Raw genomic sequence first — 14,355 nt, forward strand, 5'->3', positions numbered from 1 at the left:
TCCCGAACAGGACCGTGAAACGACTCTGCGCCAATGATAGTGCTGCAACCAGTGTGAAAGTAGGTTATCGTCAGGCTCCCCCATGCAACCCCTCTCTACTTACGTAGTGAGGGGTTTTGCTTTTATAGTGCGCAAAACTGGTACGCCTGATCCTGCAACAGGACCTAACGCCAGATACATTTGGTTGGTACTCAGGCCAATTGCGACTCTCGGAGTTGAACATCCAAAGAAGCCAAAAACGTCGTAACATGTGAATTGCATGCGACAAGTTACGAACTATCTCGATGATAGCCGTGCGGTTATCCTGATTCAACTTTGGTGAAACAACTGCTTTTCTTTCCGCTGCTCTAGGACAGACATTACACATAAAAATATTCGTCTGTCTCGACTTTTAATTTACTGTGGTGATCAATAAATGATACCGTTCGAGTGCTAATAGCTAGTCACAACGAAAAGATTATTGATGCTGTATCGTATTTTCCTAGTCGGCACGATGTTACGAGAGGTCGTTTGTAGGAGTTCAGTGTGTTGCCCTGGTTTTCTTGTCAAATCAATAGTTAGCTTCCCTCCTGTCTTCTGCAAATAAAACGACAGCTTAGCCTTTAAATTGTTACATTTAATGAATTCCCCCATCTTAAAAGGTTTCCATGTGGAAATATTCGGTGTTGTTTGTTAAGATCATTTTGAAAAGTTAATTCAATTTGATTTAAATGTAAGCACTCTGCATCAAATAGTTCATCTGGCAGCGACCCACTACTCAGACATAAAAGTTGACTGAGTTGATGGTGCACTGATACTGGGATTGTGATAGGACGTCATTGCAGTTAGGTCAGGTTTCAGACAGTGAGTTTCTCCAATATGGATTCGGTTCGCATGAAATTAGACATAGTAGCAATCGACGATTCATCGGTGAATCTCTTTCTGACGTCTCACCTTATTCGTCAATTTAAAGATTGCATTCTGCGGGAGTTTAACAATCCGCAAAAAGCATTGACCTATTGTGTTGAGCATATTCCGGATCTCGTCATCGTTGACTTTATGATGCCAGAGATGGACGGTATTGAGTTTATTCGTCGTTTTCGTGCTCTTCCTGGTCGCGAAGATATCCCTGTATTGATGGTTACAGCGAACGATCAAACTGAAATTCGTTACCGTGCGCTTGAGGCAGGTGCTAACGACTTCCTTAATAAACCGATCGATAAAATTGAATTTTCAGCACGTACTAGGAATATGTTATCGCTGAGACGTAGTCAGCGAAAATTATTAGATATTGCTGAATGGCTCACCGATGAAGTACGATTAGCGACGGCGGAAATATTAGCTCGTGAACGTGAAACAATTATTCGCTTATCGAAAGCTGCCGACTCTCGTGATCCTGAGACTGGTGCTCACATATTGCGGATGTCTCATTTTTGTAAATTGATTGCCGCTCACTTAGGCTTGTCAGAAGAAAATCAGCAAATTTTACTCGATGCCGCACCAATGCATGACGTAGGAAAGGTAGGGATTCCTGATCATATACTGCTTAAGCCGGGGCGCTTAGATGTCGCGGAATTTGACATAATGAAACGACATTCTTTTTTGGGCTATGAAATACTCAACGGTAGCCAATCTGTTATCTTACAAACGGCAGCACAAATTGCTTTATCTCATCACGAAAAATTTGATGGTAGTGGTTATCCACATGGGTTAGCTGGCGATGCAATTCCGCTATTCGCCAGAATTTGTGCTGTCGCTGATGTGTTTGATGCGCTAACATCGGAACGGCCTTACAAAAAAGCGTGGACAGACAGTCAAGCAATCGCTTATTTGCAGGAAGGGCGGGGGCAACATTTCGATCCGGCCTGTGTGGATGCATTTTTGGAAAACTGGGATGAGGTGATGCAAATCCGCCATCGATTTAAAGATGGGTGAACCCTATTGCGCACATTGATTGCTCTGATCGATGGATTAAAGCTATGTTCAAAGAAGAAAGCGCTGCAGTTAGCTCACTTCACTAATAGAAAATCGCAAAAATGAAAGTCTTCTTCCGATCTGCACTTGTCGTTTTCGCCTATGTGCTTTTCGGCAAATTATCGATCTTGCTAGCACCCTCACCCGAATACATATCGCCGATATTTCCTCCTGCTGGGATCGCCTTGGCTGTCGTTTTTATTGGCGGCAGACGGTTTCTGCCATCCGTATTGATCGGGTCTTTTCTGCTCAATGTCTGGATTTCATATTTATCAGAACAAGGACTCAGTCAAAGTGGCGTCGTTGCTGCATTTTGCATTGCCATGTACTCTGTTTCACAAGCTGGCATTGGTAGCTGGCTGTTAAACAAGGCTATTGGATATCCAGTTCGTTTGGATCGTATCGGTGAAATTGGGCGTTTCATGTTGCTCACACCGTTATGCTGTCTGATTTGTTCGACGCTCTCGGTGTTCAGTTTATACCTGTTGGGTATTTTTAGCTTCGGTTCACTTATTAATAACTGGGCGATTTGGTGGATTGGCGACACGTTTGGGGTGATGTTGCTCTTTCCACTGACGATGATCATTGCTGGAGAGCCACGCGAGCTTTGGCGTAACCGAGTTAGCTCAGTAGCGTTGCCAATTCTATTGGCGGTGACGATCTTTATTGTCTTTTTTTTCCTTGCCAATCGTTGGGAATACGAAGATTCAATGAACGATTTCAGCCAGACTTCACAAATGATCGAAAATGAAGTTCAAGCGAAATTGAGTGAGCAGGAATCGCTGCTGGAACAAATGGCAGGATTAATGACACAAGATAAAACCAGGCAAGTTACGCGCGATGGTTTTAGCCGTTTTGTCGCGCGTTCTTTAGTTCGATACCCAATGATTCAAGCATTGGAGTGGGCTCCCTATATCAGTAGCGACAGACGCCAAGCATTTGAGCGCCTGCAAAGTAATGATTTTTCGATGTATGAGATTAAAGAGCGTGATGCTCAAGGTAAATTACAGCGTTCTCAGCAGCGCGACTTCTATTATCCGGTCACTTATGTCGAACCACTTAAAGGCAATGAGTTAGCACTAGGTTTTGATCTGTCATCCAATCCGGCACGTCAGCAAGCGATTAAAAATGCGATCACGACAGGAAAAACAGTTATTTCGGCACCACTCAACTTAGTTCAGGAAAGCCAGCAACAACTTGGCGTGCTGTTAATCCTTCCAGTTGATCCAAGTAATCCTCATTCAGATGTTGTTCTCAGCGTATTAAGGTTAGGTGATTTTATAGAGAATCTGTTGCAGAGAACGCGTCCGATGATTTATACACGGCTGCTTGATCTGGATGATCAGAAAGTTGTGTATGACAACTTTGGGCTTAGAGAATCACCGAACTTGTTGGTGTACTCATTTAATTTTGGAGCCCGGCATTACAGGTTAGAAACCGCACCGACGTCAAATTATCTAAATTCGCATCGCAACTGGCAAAGCTGGGCCTTATTAGGGATCGGTATGTTAGGCACAAGCTTGTTAGGATCCTTACTCTTACTTGGTTCTGGGTATGCATCACGAACCAAACAAGAGGTCACCGAACGTACACAAGAATTATTGCAAGCAAAAAAGGAATTAGAGCGGGAAAATCAAAAGAAACTGGCGCTCTTACAAAACGCCAGTGATGGCTTGCACATTCTTAACAGGGATGGCATCTTAATCGCGGCTAGTGACTCATTTTGTACTATGCTTGGATATGAGCGGAATGAGTTGTTAGGCAGTCATGTCAGCATATGGGATGCGAAATTTTCTCTGGAAGAGTTAGATCGCGGAATTGAGCAGCAATTCAGCAACCATATATTGTCACGCTTTATGACACGCCATCGTCGCAAAGATGGCAGTTTCATTGAAGTTGAGATCAATGGAATGCCCCACAACTCAGACGGCGAAGATGTGTTAATCAATTCATCGAGAGACATCACCGAGCGCAATCAATCCATGGCGCGACTCAAACAAGCTAAAGAGATGGCTGAAGATGCCAGCCGCGCGAAAAGCGATTTTCTTGCTAACATGAGTCATGAAATCCGTACGCCAATGAACGGCATTATCGGGATGACCGAACTGGCGTTAGATACTGAACTTAATCAAGAACAACGTGGTTATATCGAATTGGTGAAATCATCCGCTGATGCGCTGTTGATGATCATTAACGACATTCTGGACTTCTCGAAAATTGAAGCAGGAAAAATGCAGATTGACCATATTGAATTCGATTTGCACCATATGCTCGGACAGACAACACGTACGTTGGCTATCCGTGCTGATCAGAAGAACCTTGAGTTATTACTCGACATTGATCCGGCGATTCCAAGAATGCTCGTGGGTGATCCAGGTCGATTGCGTCAGATCATCATCAATCTCATTGGCAATGCAATTAAGTTTACTGAGTATGGTGAAATCGTGGTGAAGGTAGCTGCTGGTGACGTATCAGAAAATTCAGATTCAGTACCAATGCGCATCAGTGTCCGCGATACAGGAGTCGGTATTCCGCAAGCAAAATTTAACGTTATTTTTGATTCATTTTCGCAGGCCGATACATCAACAACTCGCCTCTATGGCGGTACAGGTCTTGGTCTATCAATCTCTGCGCGGCTGATTGAGCTCATGGGCGGCAGTATTTCGTTGGAGAGCGAAGTCGGAAAAGGCACCACGTTCTATATTGATATTGAAATGGTGCGAGCCAAAGATGCTCAGTTGGTACATGATGACACCATTTTCTTGAAAGATATGCGTGTATTAATTGTAGATGACAACTCAACCAATCGTCAAATCGCCGTCGAGCTGACAAAGCGTTGGGGTATGCAGCCAACGGCTGTCGAGGGTGGAAAACAAGCAATTGCGGCGTTGACACAGGCTAAACTCGCAAACCATCCTTATAAGTTGCTCCTGTTGGATGTCCATATGCCTGAACAGGATGGTTTTGCCGTCATTGAAGAATTACGCGCGTTGCATGCCGATGATATAGCGCAAGTCATGATGCTAACCTCAGAAGGGCAGCATGGCGATGCTGTTAAATGTCGTGAGTTAGGTGTGTCCGCCTATTTGCTGAAACCCTACACACAATCTGACCTGTTTGATGCCATCATGAATACTTTGGGGCTCGTTGAGAAGTCAGAGCCGGTGCTAGTAACAAGGCATTTCTTACGTGAGAGTAAGCATCACTTAAATGTGTTGTTAGCCGAAGATAATAATGTTAACCAAACACTGGTCAAAGGCCTATTGAGCAAGTTTGGACACACTGTTGATGTTGCCCAAAATGGATTGGAAGCGATTGAAAAATGGTGCGATGTTCATTATGACTTAATTCTTATGGACGTTGACATGCCTGTCTTAAATGGCTACGGTGCGACTGAACAAATACGCCAGCTTGAAAAGCAACAAGGCAATCAACGCATTCCAATTATAGGATTAACTGCCCACGTACTTGAGGGGACCCGTGAAAAATGTATTGCAGCAGGTATGAACAGTTATCTAAGCAAACCGATTAATATAGAAGCATTGTGGCGCGAACTCAATAACATCAAACAATTGGTCCGCGACGATCACCCTATAGTAGAGACAAACAGCAAAAATTTACCTGTCGTTGATTTCAGTAAAATGCGCCACAATATTGACGACGACCATGCTATTTTTGAAAAGCTCGTTGAGCTATTTTTGCGAGAGGCTCCCGAGCAAATGCAAAAACTAAGAGACAGTATTGCTCAGAATTCGGTCGATCAAATACGCCATGTTTCACACACACTGCGCGGCGTACTCAGTATTTTTGCCGCAGAACGTTCAATGCATATTGCTGAGAAAATTGAATCCGTAGCTGGTCAACTACCACTCGATAATCTTGTCGATCAACTTGATCAGGCGATCAGCGAAGTAAAAGAAGCAATGCAAACTTACCAATGGTGAATAACGCGTACTTAAACCGCTATTCAATTTGACATGTTAAAGGCAAAATAACCAATGCTACGTAATCTAACCATCAGCTTTATCATCACCGCACTTTTAGCTGGGTGCGCCATGTCTAACGATGGTGAAAAAAAAGTGGTAAGCGTCGATCTTGTTGATCTTCAACGTTATGTTGGAAATTGGTACGAAATTGGCTCATTCCCGATGTTCTTTCAGCGTCAGTGTGTCGCCAATAGTCAAGCCAACTACACGGTTGAACCTGAAGGAAAAATCGGCGTACATAATCAATGTCATACCAAAGATGGCTTCGATAAGGCGGATGGTGTTGCAGTCGCAGTCGATGGCAGTCATAACGCCAAATTGCGCGTATCTTTTTTCGGACCGTTTTGGGCTGACTATTGGATTATTGGACTTGATCCTGAATACAAATGGGCATTGGTTGGAAATCCCAATCGTAAGTATCTGTGGTTACTTTCACGCTCCAAAAGTCTTCCACAAGATCAGCTTGATTCTGCGCTTGAAGTCGCTCGCAAACAGGGATTTGACTTAAACAAGTTCCATTACACCGTTCAGCATTGACCACCAACTGATGGAGTTGATCTGGGCAACTTGGTAAGCCGAGCATCGAACATTGAGTTAGAACTCGCAACACGACTCGAAAAGATGGTGCGATTGAACGACGATTTAATGGAGGCGCTGCACGCCGTGCGCAGCCTCAATCTCACTAACTGGAGCATCGCTGCAGGCGCAGTAAGGAGCGCAGTCTGGGATCAATTGCATGGATACACGGTTGCAACACCGCTGGACGACATTGATGTCGTTTATTTTAATGCGGAGGTGTTACCAGAAAACGATCAACAACTGGAGCAACAGTTACGTGCTATTCATCCAAAATTAAATTGGGAAGTCACTAACCAAGCAAACGTTCATCATTGGTTTTTTGCTGAGTTTGGCCAGAAGGTGGAACAGCTATCGTCGCTGGTACATGGAATATCGACTTGGCCAGAATACGCGACTTGCGTTGGCATCACCATGGCAAAGGATGATTCAATTGAAGTGATTGCACCGCATGGACTAAACGATCTATTTACGATGCTTGTCCGCCATAACCCTTCCCGATCTGATGTCGAGACGTTCTTGCGGTGAATCAACGCGAAGAAGTTTCAACGTCGGTGGCCATTAATAAAAATTGTTGATCCAATATAAAAAATCAACCAGGTTTAAATTGGTTGATTTTTTATTTAACTACTTAATTTTTAAAGAAATTATCTAAAAATTTCCATTTGAATATGTGGTGGTGGAGCAACGTGCAAAAACTGGTGCGGTAGCGCAGGTGACGCGCGCGAGGCAATGGCCGGAAACCGCGCCAACACTGGGGCTTCGGGCAAAAAAAATCCCAACCGATAAGAGTTGGGATTTCAAATAATGGTGGCGGAACACGGAACCGAACCCGCGTCCGCGTTTATAGCCAAATAGTACCGTATTGGCCTTGAGGCCATGGCTTAGAGAAAATGGGCATTTCGTTGTCGCTTTTTCCCTACCAAATTGACAATCACGTCGAATTACTTGCCGGTCAATTCGGCAGACGTCACGTCGCGACCGAACCCATCAATGACTGGCCATCTGGCGTGCGGACGGGAAACGGTTGCCAATTTGATTCGGTCGCGCGTCAATTCATAGCTCCATCAACCAACGGAGTTATGTCATGGAAAAACTTGTACTGTCAGAAAACGAATTGGCTCAGCACTGGGGCGTGAGCCCCAAAACATTGCAGCGCTGGCGTAGCGAAGGCCGTGGTCCTTACTACATGAAATTATCCAAGCGGGTTGTATACCCATTGGCTGAAATTCGGGCCTACGAACACAGCGCGCTCCACGCGTCAACTTCGGAACGAGCGAATGGTCACTCGCCGGCATCACGCTCAAATCTGGTAACGGCAAAGGAGGCTGCCATCGCGACCAGCCTTCCTGCTTACATGTTCAGCAACAAGCGAATTCGTGAGGCGGTCGGCATGCCCTGCGTGCAAATCAACTCATCCCTGCGATTCAATCTGGAGGAGGTCATGAAATGGGCTAGCCGCAGGTCGGCCGAATCTGATGAATAAGGCATTGACCAGTCAATAGGCGCGGGTTGGCAACCTGACCTGCTGCACCACAAAGGCCAACATGCCGTATGAGCATCATTGCCGTCGCCTTCAACAAGCGGCGGCAGGTTGTGCCCCCAAACGGTTGCGTTACACCCCTTCACGTAGTCCGGTCAGAATTCGTTCCGCTTCCGCCCAGGGCAGTCGGCGTTTGCCCACCTTCATCATGCCGAGCGCCGTGAGGGCGTCATCAACACTCAAGACTTGGGTTTCCACCATCGTGCGGAGTAGCCAAACGGTGCCCATCACCGCCACGTCTTCGGCTTGCGCGGCAATTTTTAAATCCTGGTCACCCGTTAACAGCGGACATCCCTCTTGCTTGGCGAGTGCCAATGCCAAGTAATCATTGGGACTGGGTGCCACGCCATACTTGGCAGGTAACGCGGCTGCGAAGTCGACGTATTCGCCAGACACCTCCAAAATCTGGAGCCCTAACGCGTCCAAGCCGGGTGTCCCGGGCTCGATTTCTTCCCAGTAGAGGATGTCTGGCATCGCAAACTGCATGGGAAGCTGGAAGAGTTTCTCCATCAACTCACCAGTTTCCATGTCAATCAGAATATTGGCATCACTGATGAGCAGCAGCATCCACCAACTCCAGCTGACGTTCCTTGTGGAAGCGCATCATGGGGATGCCCAACAGTTCGGCGGCTTTGGATTCAGAAACGAACTGCTCACCCAAGGCTCGATAAACCAACTGTTCGAACAGTCGTGGATGCTCGCGCGAAACCGGTTCGCCGGGCTCATTTTTTCGCCAGCCTCTCGCCGAAAACAGCTTCCAGAGGGACAGGTGAGCGGCCTCCGTTATGACGCCACATTGCTTCGCGCGCTGTAGCCAGCCTGCCATGCTCAGCCCAAACTCGTGTTTCAGCGCATACAGCTCCTGCCACTCAACACCACGTCGATTCTGGCCGAGGTTTTGTAAAACAGTTGCCGTTGGTGCCAAAAATGCGCCTGCGAAGCGATCGCAGGCTTTCTCCTCATCAATTTCAGCGCCTAGCCGCCCTGCGAGCAGTAAGTGGCCAAGTTCATGCGCCAAGGTAAAACGCTGACGATCGCCCGGCCATCGAGACGACACTGCCACGATCGGATAGGTGCGTCCATCGGATGTCCGAGCGGTCGCTGTTAATCCAGAAAAACCTGGGTTGTTTTCATCAACGACGATCACTAGCAGACCAAGTGTCTCCAACGCATCTGTCAGGTCACCGATCGGGTTGAGTCCGAGTTTCCATGCCTCACGTACCTGATCCGCAAAAGCCTCAAGCTCTTCTGGCGCATTGATGTGCTGAGGTAACCCTGCCGGCGATTCAAACTGCAGAATGGGCGATTCAGGGAAGAACCCCAGCAACTCGACGCGCTTCTCAATCAGATCCACGACCTTGATCTTGAGCGCCTCTTGCGCGGTCTTGCCGAATGTCGACAGCCGACGAAACTCCGGCTCCAGCAGCTCCACCTCATGGGTGCGGAAGAAGTACTCAACGCGTATCCCACAAGCCCGCGCCAGCTTGAGAAGCTGCGACGAAGGCGGTGTCATGGTCCCCTTCTCGTACTTCTGGATCGCCGTGTGTGTGACGCCGACCTGCGCTCCCAAGGCGTCCAGGGTGAGCCCTGCGGCCAAGCGAGCTTGCCGAATGCGGTTCCCGATCATGACGCCTCCTTGGTTGGTTTAAAACACTCTTCATTCTATAGAAAATTTAAACCAAAGGGAAGGCTGATCACTGCTCAGGTGGTAGAAGACTGTCCGATTTTGCTCACTTGCTAAGATACAAGCAATGGCGCATAATATCATCAATTTGATTATATAAATGGCACCAAGATGAACAATCAAGCCAATTCTCCCGGTCTTACGGTCGTCTCGTGTGGATGAGGAGTCTTTGACCATGCACCCTCAGCGTGTCGAAAGCTTGAGTCACGCCCAACGCGAGCGTTTGGCCTATATTGACTTCCGTCTCTACTTCATGGGTGAGGTCGGGCGACCTGATTTGGCAAACCGCTTCGGCGTCGCGCCAGCGGCCGCTACTCGGGATCTGGCACTGTACCGGGAGGTTGCGCCGCAGAACATCGAGTTCGACGGCAGCAACAAGATCTACCGGATAGGTAAAGAATTCGCGCCTTTGTTTGATCATGCCCCGCAACGCGTGTTATCCGCGCTTTCGCTCGGATTTGGTGATGGGGTGAATGGTGAGTCACAGCCAATGCTTCCATGCGAATCGCCGGCTGTTTTAAGCAGTCCACGTATGGATGTCCTGGCGCCGATTTGCCGCGCCATCCGCGCCAAGCGTCCGGTGGAGATTCGCTATCACTCAGTAAACAGCGGAGAGTCTGCCCGCGTGATCGTGCCATTTGCGCTGGTCGATACCGGCCTTCGCTGGCACGTCAGAGCCTTTGATCGCAAGTCGAGCGAGTTTCGGGACTTTGTTATCACCCGAATCGATTCACCCTTGCTTTTAGACGATGAGCCCAAGGCCAACGAGCGACCTGACGCTGACATCCAGTGGACGAGAATTGTCGAGGTTCAGCTGATTCCGCATCCTGATCAACCCAGACCAGAAATCACAGCAAAGGATTTCAATATGGTTGACGGTGCAATTGAGCTGAAGCTAAGGGCAGCCACGGCGGGATACATGCTTCGTAGATTGAGCGTTGACTGTTCGCCAGACCACAGCCTTCGCGGCCCCGAGTACCGGCTCTGGCTGAAAGATCCGCTGGCGATTTACGGCGTCAAAAACGCAATGTTGGCTCCGGGCTATCGCTCGCCTGACAAACAAGAACATGGGAGAGCCATAATATGACGTACAACCCAAAGCGCGCGCTAGAGTTGCTCCGGATAGGCTCGGGACGCGCCGACGCCGCATTCCGTGAAGGCCAAGAGGATGCGATTCGCCACATCGTCGACGGACGCGGTCGACTGCTGGTTGTTCAGAAGACGGGCTGGGGCAAGAGCTTCGTCTACTTCATCGCCACGAAACTATTGCGCGACGGCGGAAATGGCCCTGCGCTGTTGATTTCGCCACTGCTGGCGCTTATGCGAAATCAGATCGCCGCAGCGGAACGCATGGGCGTTCGTGCCGCAACGATCAACTCCGACAACATCGACGACTGGACCCAAGTCGAGGCCAAACTTGCACGTGGGGAAGTCGACATCCTCTTGATCTCACCCGAGCGACTGGCGAACGAGCGATTCCGCACGCAGGTCCTGGCAGGTATTGCCGCACAAATTTCGATGCTGGTCATCGACGAGGCGCATTGCATTTCCGACTGGGGTCACGACTTCCGCCCACACTATCGCCTGCTGGAACGAATTGTCAAAACACTGCCGCCCAACCTCCGACTCTTGGCCACTACAGCGACCGCGAACAACCGCGTGATGGATGACCTTGCTGCCGTGCTCGGTCCAAAGCTGGACGTCTCACGCGGCGACTTGAACCGAACATCGCTTTCCCTGCAGACCATCCGCCTGCCGAGTCAGGCAGAACGCCTTGCCTGGCTGGCAGAGCAGCTAACCACGCTGCAAGGCCACGGCATCATCTACACCCTGACGGTGCGCGACGCCAACCAAGTCGCCGACTGGCTCAAGACTCAGGGCTTTAATGTCGAGGCATACACGGGTGAAACGGGCGATCGCCGAGAAGCACTCGAGCAGGCGCTTCTCAATAACGAAGTCAAAGCGCTGGTCGCTACAACGGCACTGGGCATGGGATACGACAAGCCCGATCTAGCATTCGTAATCCATTACCAAATGCCAGGCTCCGTCGTCGCGTACTACCAGCAAGTTGGCCGTGCTGGGCGCGCGCTGAACTCCGCCTACGGTGTACTGCTCAGCGGCCAGGAAGAATCGGACATCACCGATTGGTTTATCCGCAGCGCCTTTCCGACCCGACAGGAAGTCGCCGACGTCCTCGGTGCATTAGAGGATGAAGAGAACGGACTGTCAGTACCTGAGCTGCTCAGTCGCGTCAATCTTAGTAAGGGACGCGTCGACAAGACGATTGCACTGCTCTCCCTCGAATCGCCAGCGCCAATTGCCAAACAAGGCACCAAGTGGCAGCTCACGGCAGCAACACTGAGCGAGGGGTTCTGGGCGCGAGCCGAACGACTCACGGCTCTACGGCGTGACGAGCATCAGCAAATGCAGGAATATGTCAGCCTGCCCTTTGGTGATCACATGGGTTTCCTGATCGGCGCGCTCGACGGCGATCCAAGTGTTGTCACGCAGCCTGCACTTCCCCCGCTGCCAACCGGCGTGAATGAGGCGTTGGTTCGGGACGCCATCGCGTTTCTGCGGCGCACCAGCCTCCCCATCGAGCCCCGCAAGAAGTGGCCTGATGGGGGGATGCCCCAGTACAGCGTCAAGGGATTCATTGCAGCAGCCTGCCAAGCGCAGCCCGGGAAAGCCTTGTGCGTATGGGGTGACGCTGGTTGGGGTGGCTTGGTCCGGCAAGGCAAGTATCACGACAGCAAGTTTGCCGACGACCTGGTTGGGGCATGCGTAAAGATGGTTCGCGAATGGGACCCCCAGCCCAAACCAACTTGGGTGACGTGCATTCCATCGCTTCGACACCCGGATCTCGTTCCCAACTTTGCGAAGCGTTTGGCTGCGGCACTGGGTCTGCCGTTTCATATGGTCATTGCGAAAACCGACGATAGGCCCGAACAGAAAACGATGGCAAACAGTACACAGCAGGCGCGCAACATCGACGGCTCGCTCGCACTCAATGGCCAGCCAGTGCCCCATGGGCCAGTGATCTTGGTTGACGACATGGTGGACTCACGCTGGACGCTGACCGTGGCCGCATGGCTGCTGCGCAAGAGCGGAAGTGGTGAGGTCTGGCCGATGGCGCTCTCTCAAACGGGGCACGACGAATGACGCCCACACTGTCCCCCAACACCCAAGCGATCCTGCTGCTGACAGCGCCGCTCATCGCTGGACGAGGCACTTCATCATCGGAGCTCCTGTCGCCCGGTGAATACAAGCGCCTCGCCCGCCACTTGCGGGAGATACAGCGCCAGCCTGCGGACCTCGTGTCGCCCGATGCGGTTGACCTCCTTCGAGCCTGCCAGCCTGTGATTGATGAAGCCCGACTGCAGCGCTTGCTGGGGCGTGGCTTTCTCTTGAGCCAAGTCATCGAACGATGGCAAGCGCGCGCCATCTGGGTGGTCAGCCGCGCTGATGCCGAGTATCCCCGCCGCTTGAAGGCACGCCTGCGAGAAGACGCCCCGGCAGTGATCTACGGCTGCGGCGACATGGGCTTGCTGGAGTCGGGCGGCCTCGCCGTTGTCGGATCTCGCCACGTGGACGATTCGTTAATCGACTACACAATGGCCGTGGGTCGGCTGGCGGCTCGGGCTGGACGGACACTCGTATCGGGTGGTGCAAAAGGCATCGACCAAGCAGCCATGCGCGGTGCGCTTGAAGCTGGCGGCAAAGTCAGCGGCGTCCTCGCGGACAGTCTGGAAAAGACAACCATGAACCGCGAGCACCGCAACTTGCTGCTCGATGGCCAACTGGTGCTGATTTCGCCCTACGACCCGAGCGCCGGGTTCAACGTTGGCAACGCCATGCAGCGCAACAAGTTGATCTATGCGCTGGCGGATGCATCCCTGGTCGTCAGCTCCGATCTCAACAAAGGCGGCACCTGGGCCGGTGCCATCGAGCAACTGGACAAGCTCAAGTTCGTGCCCGTCTACGTTCGATCGACCGGCGAGTCGTCTTCCGGTATCGACGCCCTGCAAGGTAAGGGGGCTATCCCCTGGCCGAATCCACAAGACGCTGACGCGTTTGAAGGTGTATTCGATGTCGCGGCACCAACTCCGGTGGTGTCTCCGCAGACTGGCCTCGCGCTGTTTCCCGGCAACGGACCGTCCAACATGGCATCCACACCACCAGCAGCTCCGGAGGTACTACCAGCGATCGAAGCGCCAACCGAACCATTACAGCCACTAGTTTCTGCACCAAATGCCGAACCAGTCGAGCCGGCGCCAGATGGGGCGCCATCAGTTACACAGGCACCTGTGGACAAGGCCGAAGCAGCGAGCCCGATTATGACAAGTGTCGCAACACCTGCGGATACGCTGTTTGCCGCTGTCCGAGGAGTAATTCAGGTGCTGCTGAAAACTCCCATGAAGGATGTAGAAGTTGCAACGGCTCTCGAGGTGTCTAGCGCCCAAGCCAGGGCGTGGTTGCAGCGTCTTGTCGACGAGGGTGTGATTGAGAAACAAAAAAAACCTACTGGCTATGTCGTCAAACAGTCGAGCCTGTTTGAGTAACTCAGGTACTCCACCCCACAACCGAAGCACAAATTTTTAGAAATTAGACGA

The 14,355-nt window shown here is 50.6% G+C and carries 10 protein-coding genes; 8 read left to right on the top strand and 2 right to left on the bottom strand.

Annotated elements, in window-relative coordinates; translation table 11 throughout:
• Nucleotides 1–873 precede the first annotated feature (873 nt).
• The 5 genes from ACO0KV_RS07385 to ACO0KV_RS07405 all read left to right on the top strand — a co-directional run bounded on the left by ACO0KV_RS07385 (nucleotide 874) and on the right by ACO0KV_RS07405 (nucleotide 8,001).
• Nucleotides 874–1,914 carry an HD domain-containing phosphohydrolase gene (locus ACO0KV_RS07385; RefSeq protein WP_423041404.1) on the top strand — a complete coding sequence of 347 codons (1,041 nt, stop codon included), beginning with the start codon at nucleotides 874–876 and terminating at the stop codon, nucleotides 1,912–1,914.
• 101 nt (nucleotides 1,915–2,015) lie between these two features.
• A complete protein-coding gene (locus ACO0KV_RS07390; protein ID WP_423041406.1) occupies nucleotides 2,016–5,897 on the top strand; it encodes a response regulator in 3,882 nt (1,293 codons plus the stop codon).
• Between the two features lie 54 nt (nucleotides 5,898–5,951).
• On the top strand, nucleotides 5,952–6,476 hold the full coding sequence (locus tag ACO0KV_RS07395) for a lipocalin family protein (protein WP_423041408.1): 525 nt from the start codon (nucleotides 5,952–5,954) through the stop codon (nucleotides 6,474–6,476).
• 84 nt (nucleotides 6,477–6,560) lie between these two features.
• Complete coding sequence (locus tag ACO0KV_RS07400) at nucleotides 6,561–7,043, top strand: nucleotidyltransferase family protein (RefSeq protein WP_423041588.1); 483 nt, start codon at nucleotides 6,561–6,563, stop codon at nucleotides 7,041–7,043.
• A gap of 559 nt (nucleotides 7,044–7,602) precedes the next feature.
• The gene (locus ACO0KV_RS07405; RefSeq protein ID WP_423041410.1) at nucleotides 7,603–8,001 is read left to right on the top strand and encodes a helix-turn-helix transcriptional regulator; all 399 of its coding nucleotides are present in this window, start codon (nucleotides 7,603–7,605) and stop codon (nucleotides 7,999–8,001) included.
• 129 nt (nucleotides 8,002–8,130) lie between these two features.
• Here the strand turns inward: ACO0KV_RS07405 and ACO0KV_RS07410 are convergent, their stop codons facing one another.
• Nucleotides 8,131–8,625: a PIN domain-containing protein gene (locus tag ACO0KV_RS07410; RefSeq protein WP_423041412.1), complete on the bottom strand. Its 495-nt coding sequence runs from the start codon at nucleotides 8,623–8,625 to the stop codon at nucleotides 8,131–8,133.
• Nucleotides 8,606–9,685 carry a helix-turn-helix domain-containing protein gene (locus tag ACO0KV_RS07415; protein WP_423041414.1) on the bottom strand — a complete coding sequence of 360 codons (1,080 nt, stop codon included), beginning with the start codon at nucleotides 9,683–9,685 and terminating at the stop codon, nucleotides 8,606–8,608. Before ACO0KV_RS07415 ends, ACO0KV_RS07410 begins: the two co-directional genes overlap by 20 nt.
• A gap of 232 nt (nucleotides 9,686–9,917) precedes the next feature.
• Here ACO0KV_RS07415 and ACO0KV_RS07420 point away from each other — a divergent pair, with 232 nt between their 5' ends.
• The 3 genes from ACO0KV_RS07420 to ACO0KV_RS07430 are packed head-to-tail and all read left to right on the top strand — an operon-like array spanning nucleotide 9,918 to nucleotide 14,304.
• Complete coding sequence (locus ACO0KV_RS07420) at nucleotides 9,918–10,829, top strand: helix-turn-helix transcriptional regulator (RefSeq protein ID WP_423041416.1); 912 nt, start codon at nucleotides 9,918–9,920, stop codon at nucleotides 10,827–10,829.
• The gene (locus ACO0KV_RS07425) at nucleotides 10,826–12,904 is read left to right on the top strand and encodes a RecQ family ATP-dependent DNA helicase (protein ID WP_423041418.1); all 2,079 of its coding nucleotides are present in this window, start codon (nucleotides 10,826–10,828) and stop codon (nucleotides 12,902–12,904) included. The genes ACO0KV_RS07420 and ACO0KV_RS07425 overlap by 4 nt, the downstream gene beginning before the upstream one ends.
• Nucleotides 12,901–14,304: a DNA-processing protein DprA gene (locus tag ACO0KV_RS07430; protein WP_423041420.1), complete on the top strand. Its 1,404-nt coding sequence runs from the start codon at nucleotides 12,901–12,903 to the stop codon at nucleotides 14,302–14,304. The genes ACO0KV_RS07425 and ACO0KV_RS07430 overlap by 4 nt, the downstream gene beginning before the upstream one ends.
• The last annotated feature ends 51 nt before the right edge of the window (nucleotides 14,305–14,355 follow it).

The sequence above is a fragment of the Undibacterium sp. RuRC25W genome (genome assembly GCF_049339825.1).
Classification (GTDB): Bacteria; Pseudomonadota; Gammaproteobacteria; order Burkholderiales; family Burkholderiaceae_D; genus Undibacterium.

What these genes read in the sequence shown, in the direction of transcription:
- ACO0KV_RS07385 (WP_423041404.1), top strand. Translation starts at nt 874, where the DNA reads ATGAAATTAGACATAGTAGCAATCGACGATTCATCGGTGAATCTCTTT.
- ACO0KV_RS07390 (WP_423041406.1), top strand. Translation starts at nt 2,016, where the DNA reads ATGAAAGTCTTCTTCCGATCTGCACTTGTCGTTTTCGCCTATGTGCTT.
- ACO0KV_RS07395 (WP_423041408.1), top strand. Translation starts at nt 5,952, where the DNA reads ATGCTACGTAATCTAACCATCAGCTTTATCATCACCGCACTTTTAGCT.
- ACO0KV_RS07400 (WP_423041588.1), top strand. Translation starts at nt 6,561, where the DNA reads ATGGTGCGATTGAACGACGATTTAATGGAGGCGCTGCACGCCGTGCGC.
- ACO0KV_RS07405 (WP_423041410.1), top strand. Translation starts at nt 7,603, where the DNA reads ATGGAAAAACTTGTACTGTCAGAAAACGAATTGGCTCAGCACTGGGGC.
- ACO0KV_RS07410 (WP_423041412.1), bottom strand. Translation starts at nt 8,625, where the DNA reads ATGCTGCTGCTCATCAGTGATGCCAATATTCTGATTGACATGGAAACT.
- ACO0KV_RS07415 (WP_423041414.1), bottom strand. Translation starts at nt 9,685, where the DNA reads ATGATCGGGAACCGCATTCGGCAAGCTCGCTTGGCCGCAGGGCTCACC.
- ACO0KV_RS07420 (WP_423041416.1), top strand. Translation starts at nt 9,918, where the DNA reads ATGCACCCTCAGCGTGTCGAAAGCTTGAGTCACGCCCAACGCGAGCGT.
- ACO0KV_RS07425 (WP_423041418.1), top strand. Translation starts at nt 10,826, where the DNA reads ATGACGTACAACCCAAAGCGCGCGCTAGAGTTGCTCCGGATAGGCTCG.
- ACO0KV_RS07430 (WP_423041420.1), top strand. Translation starts at nt 12,901, where the DNA reads ATGACGCCCACACTGTCCCCCAACACCCAAGCGATCCTGCTGCTGACA.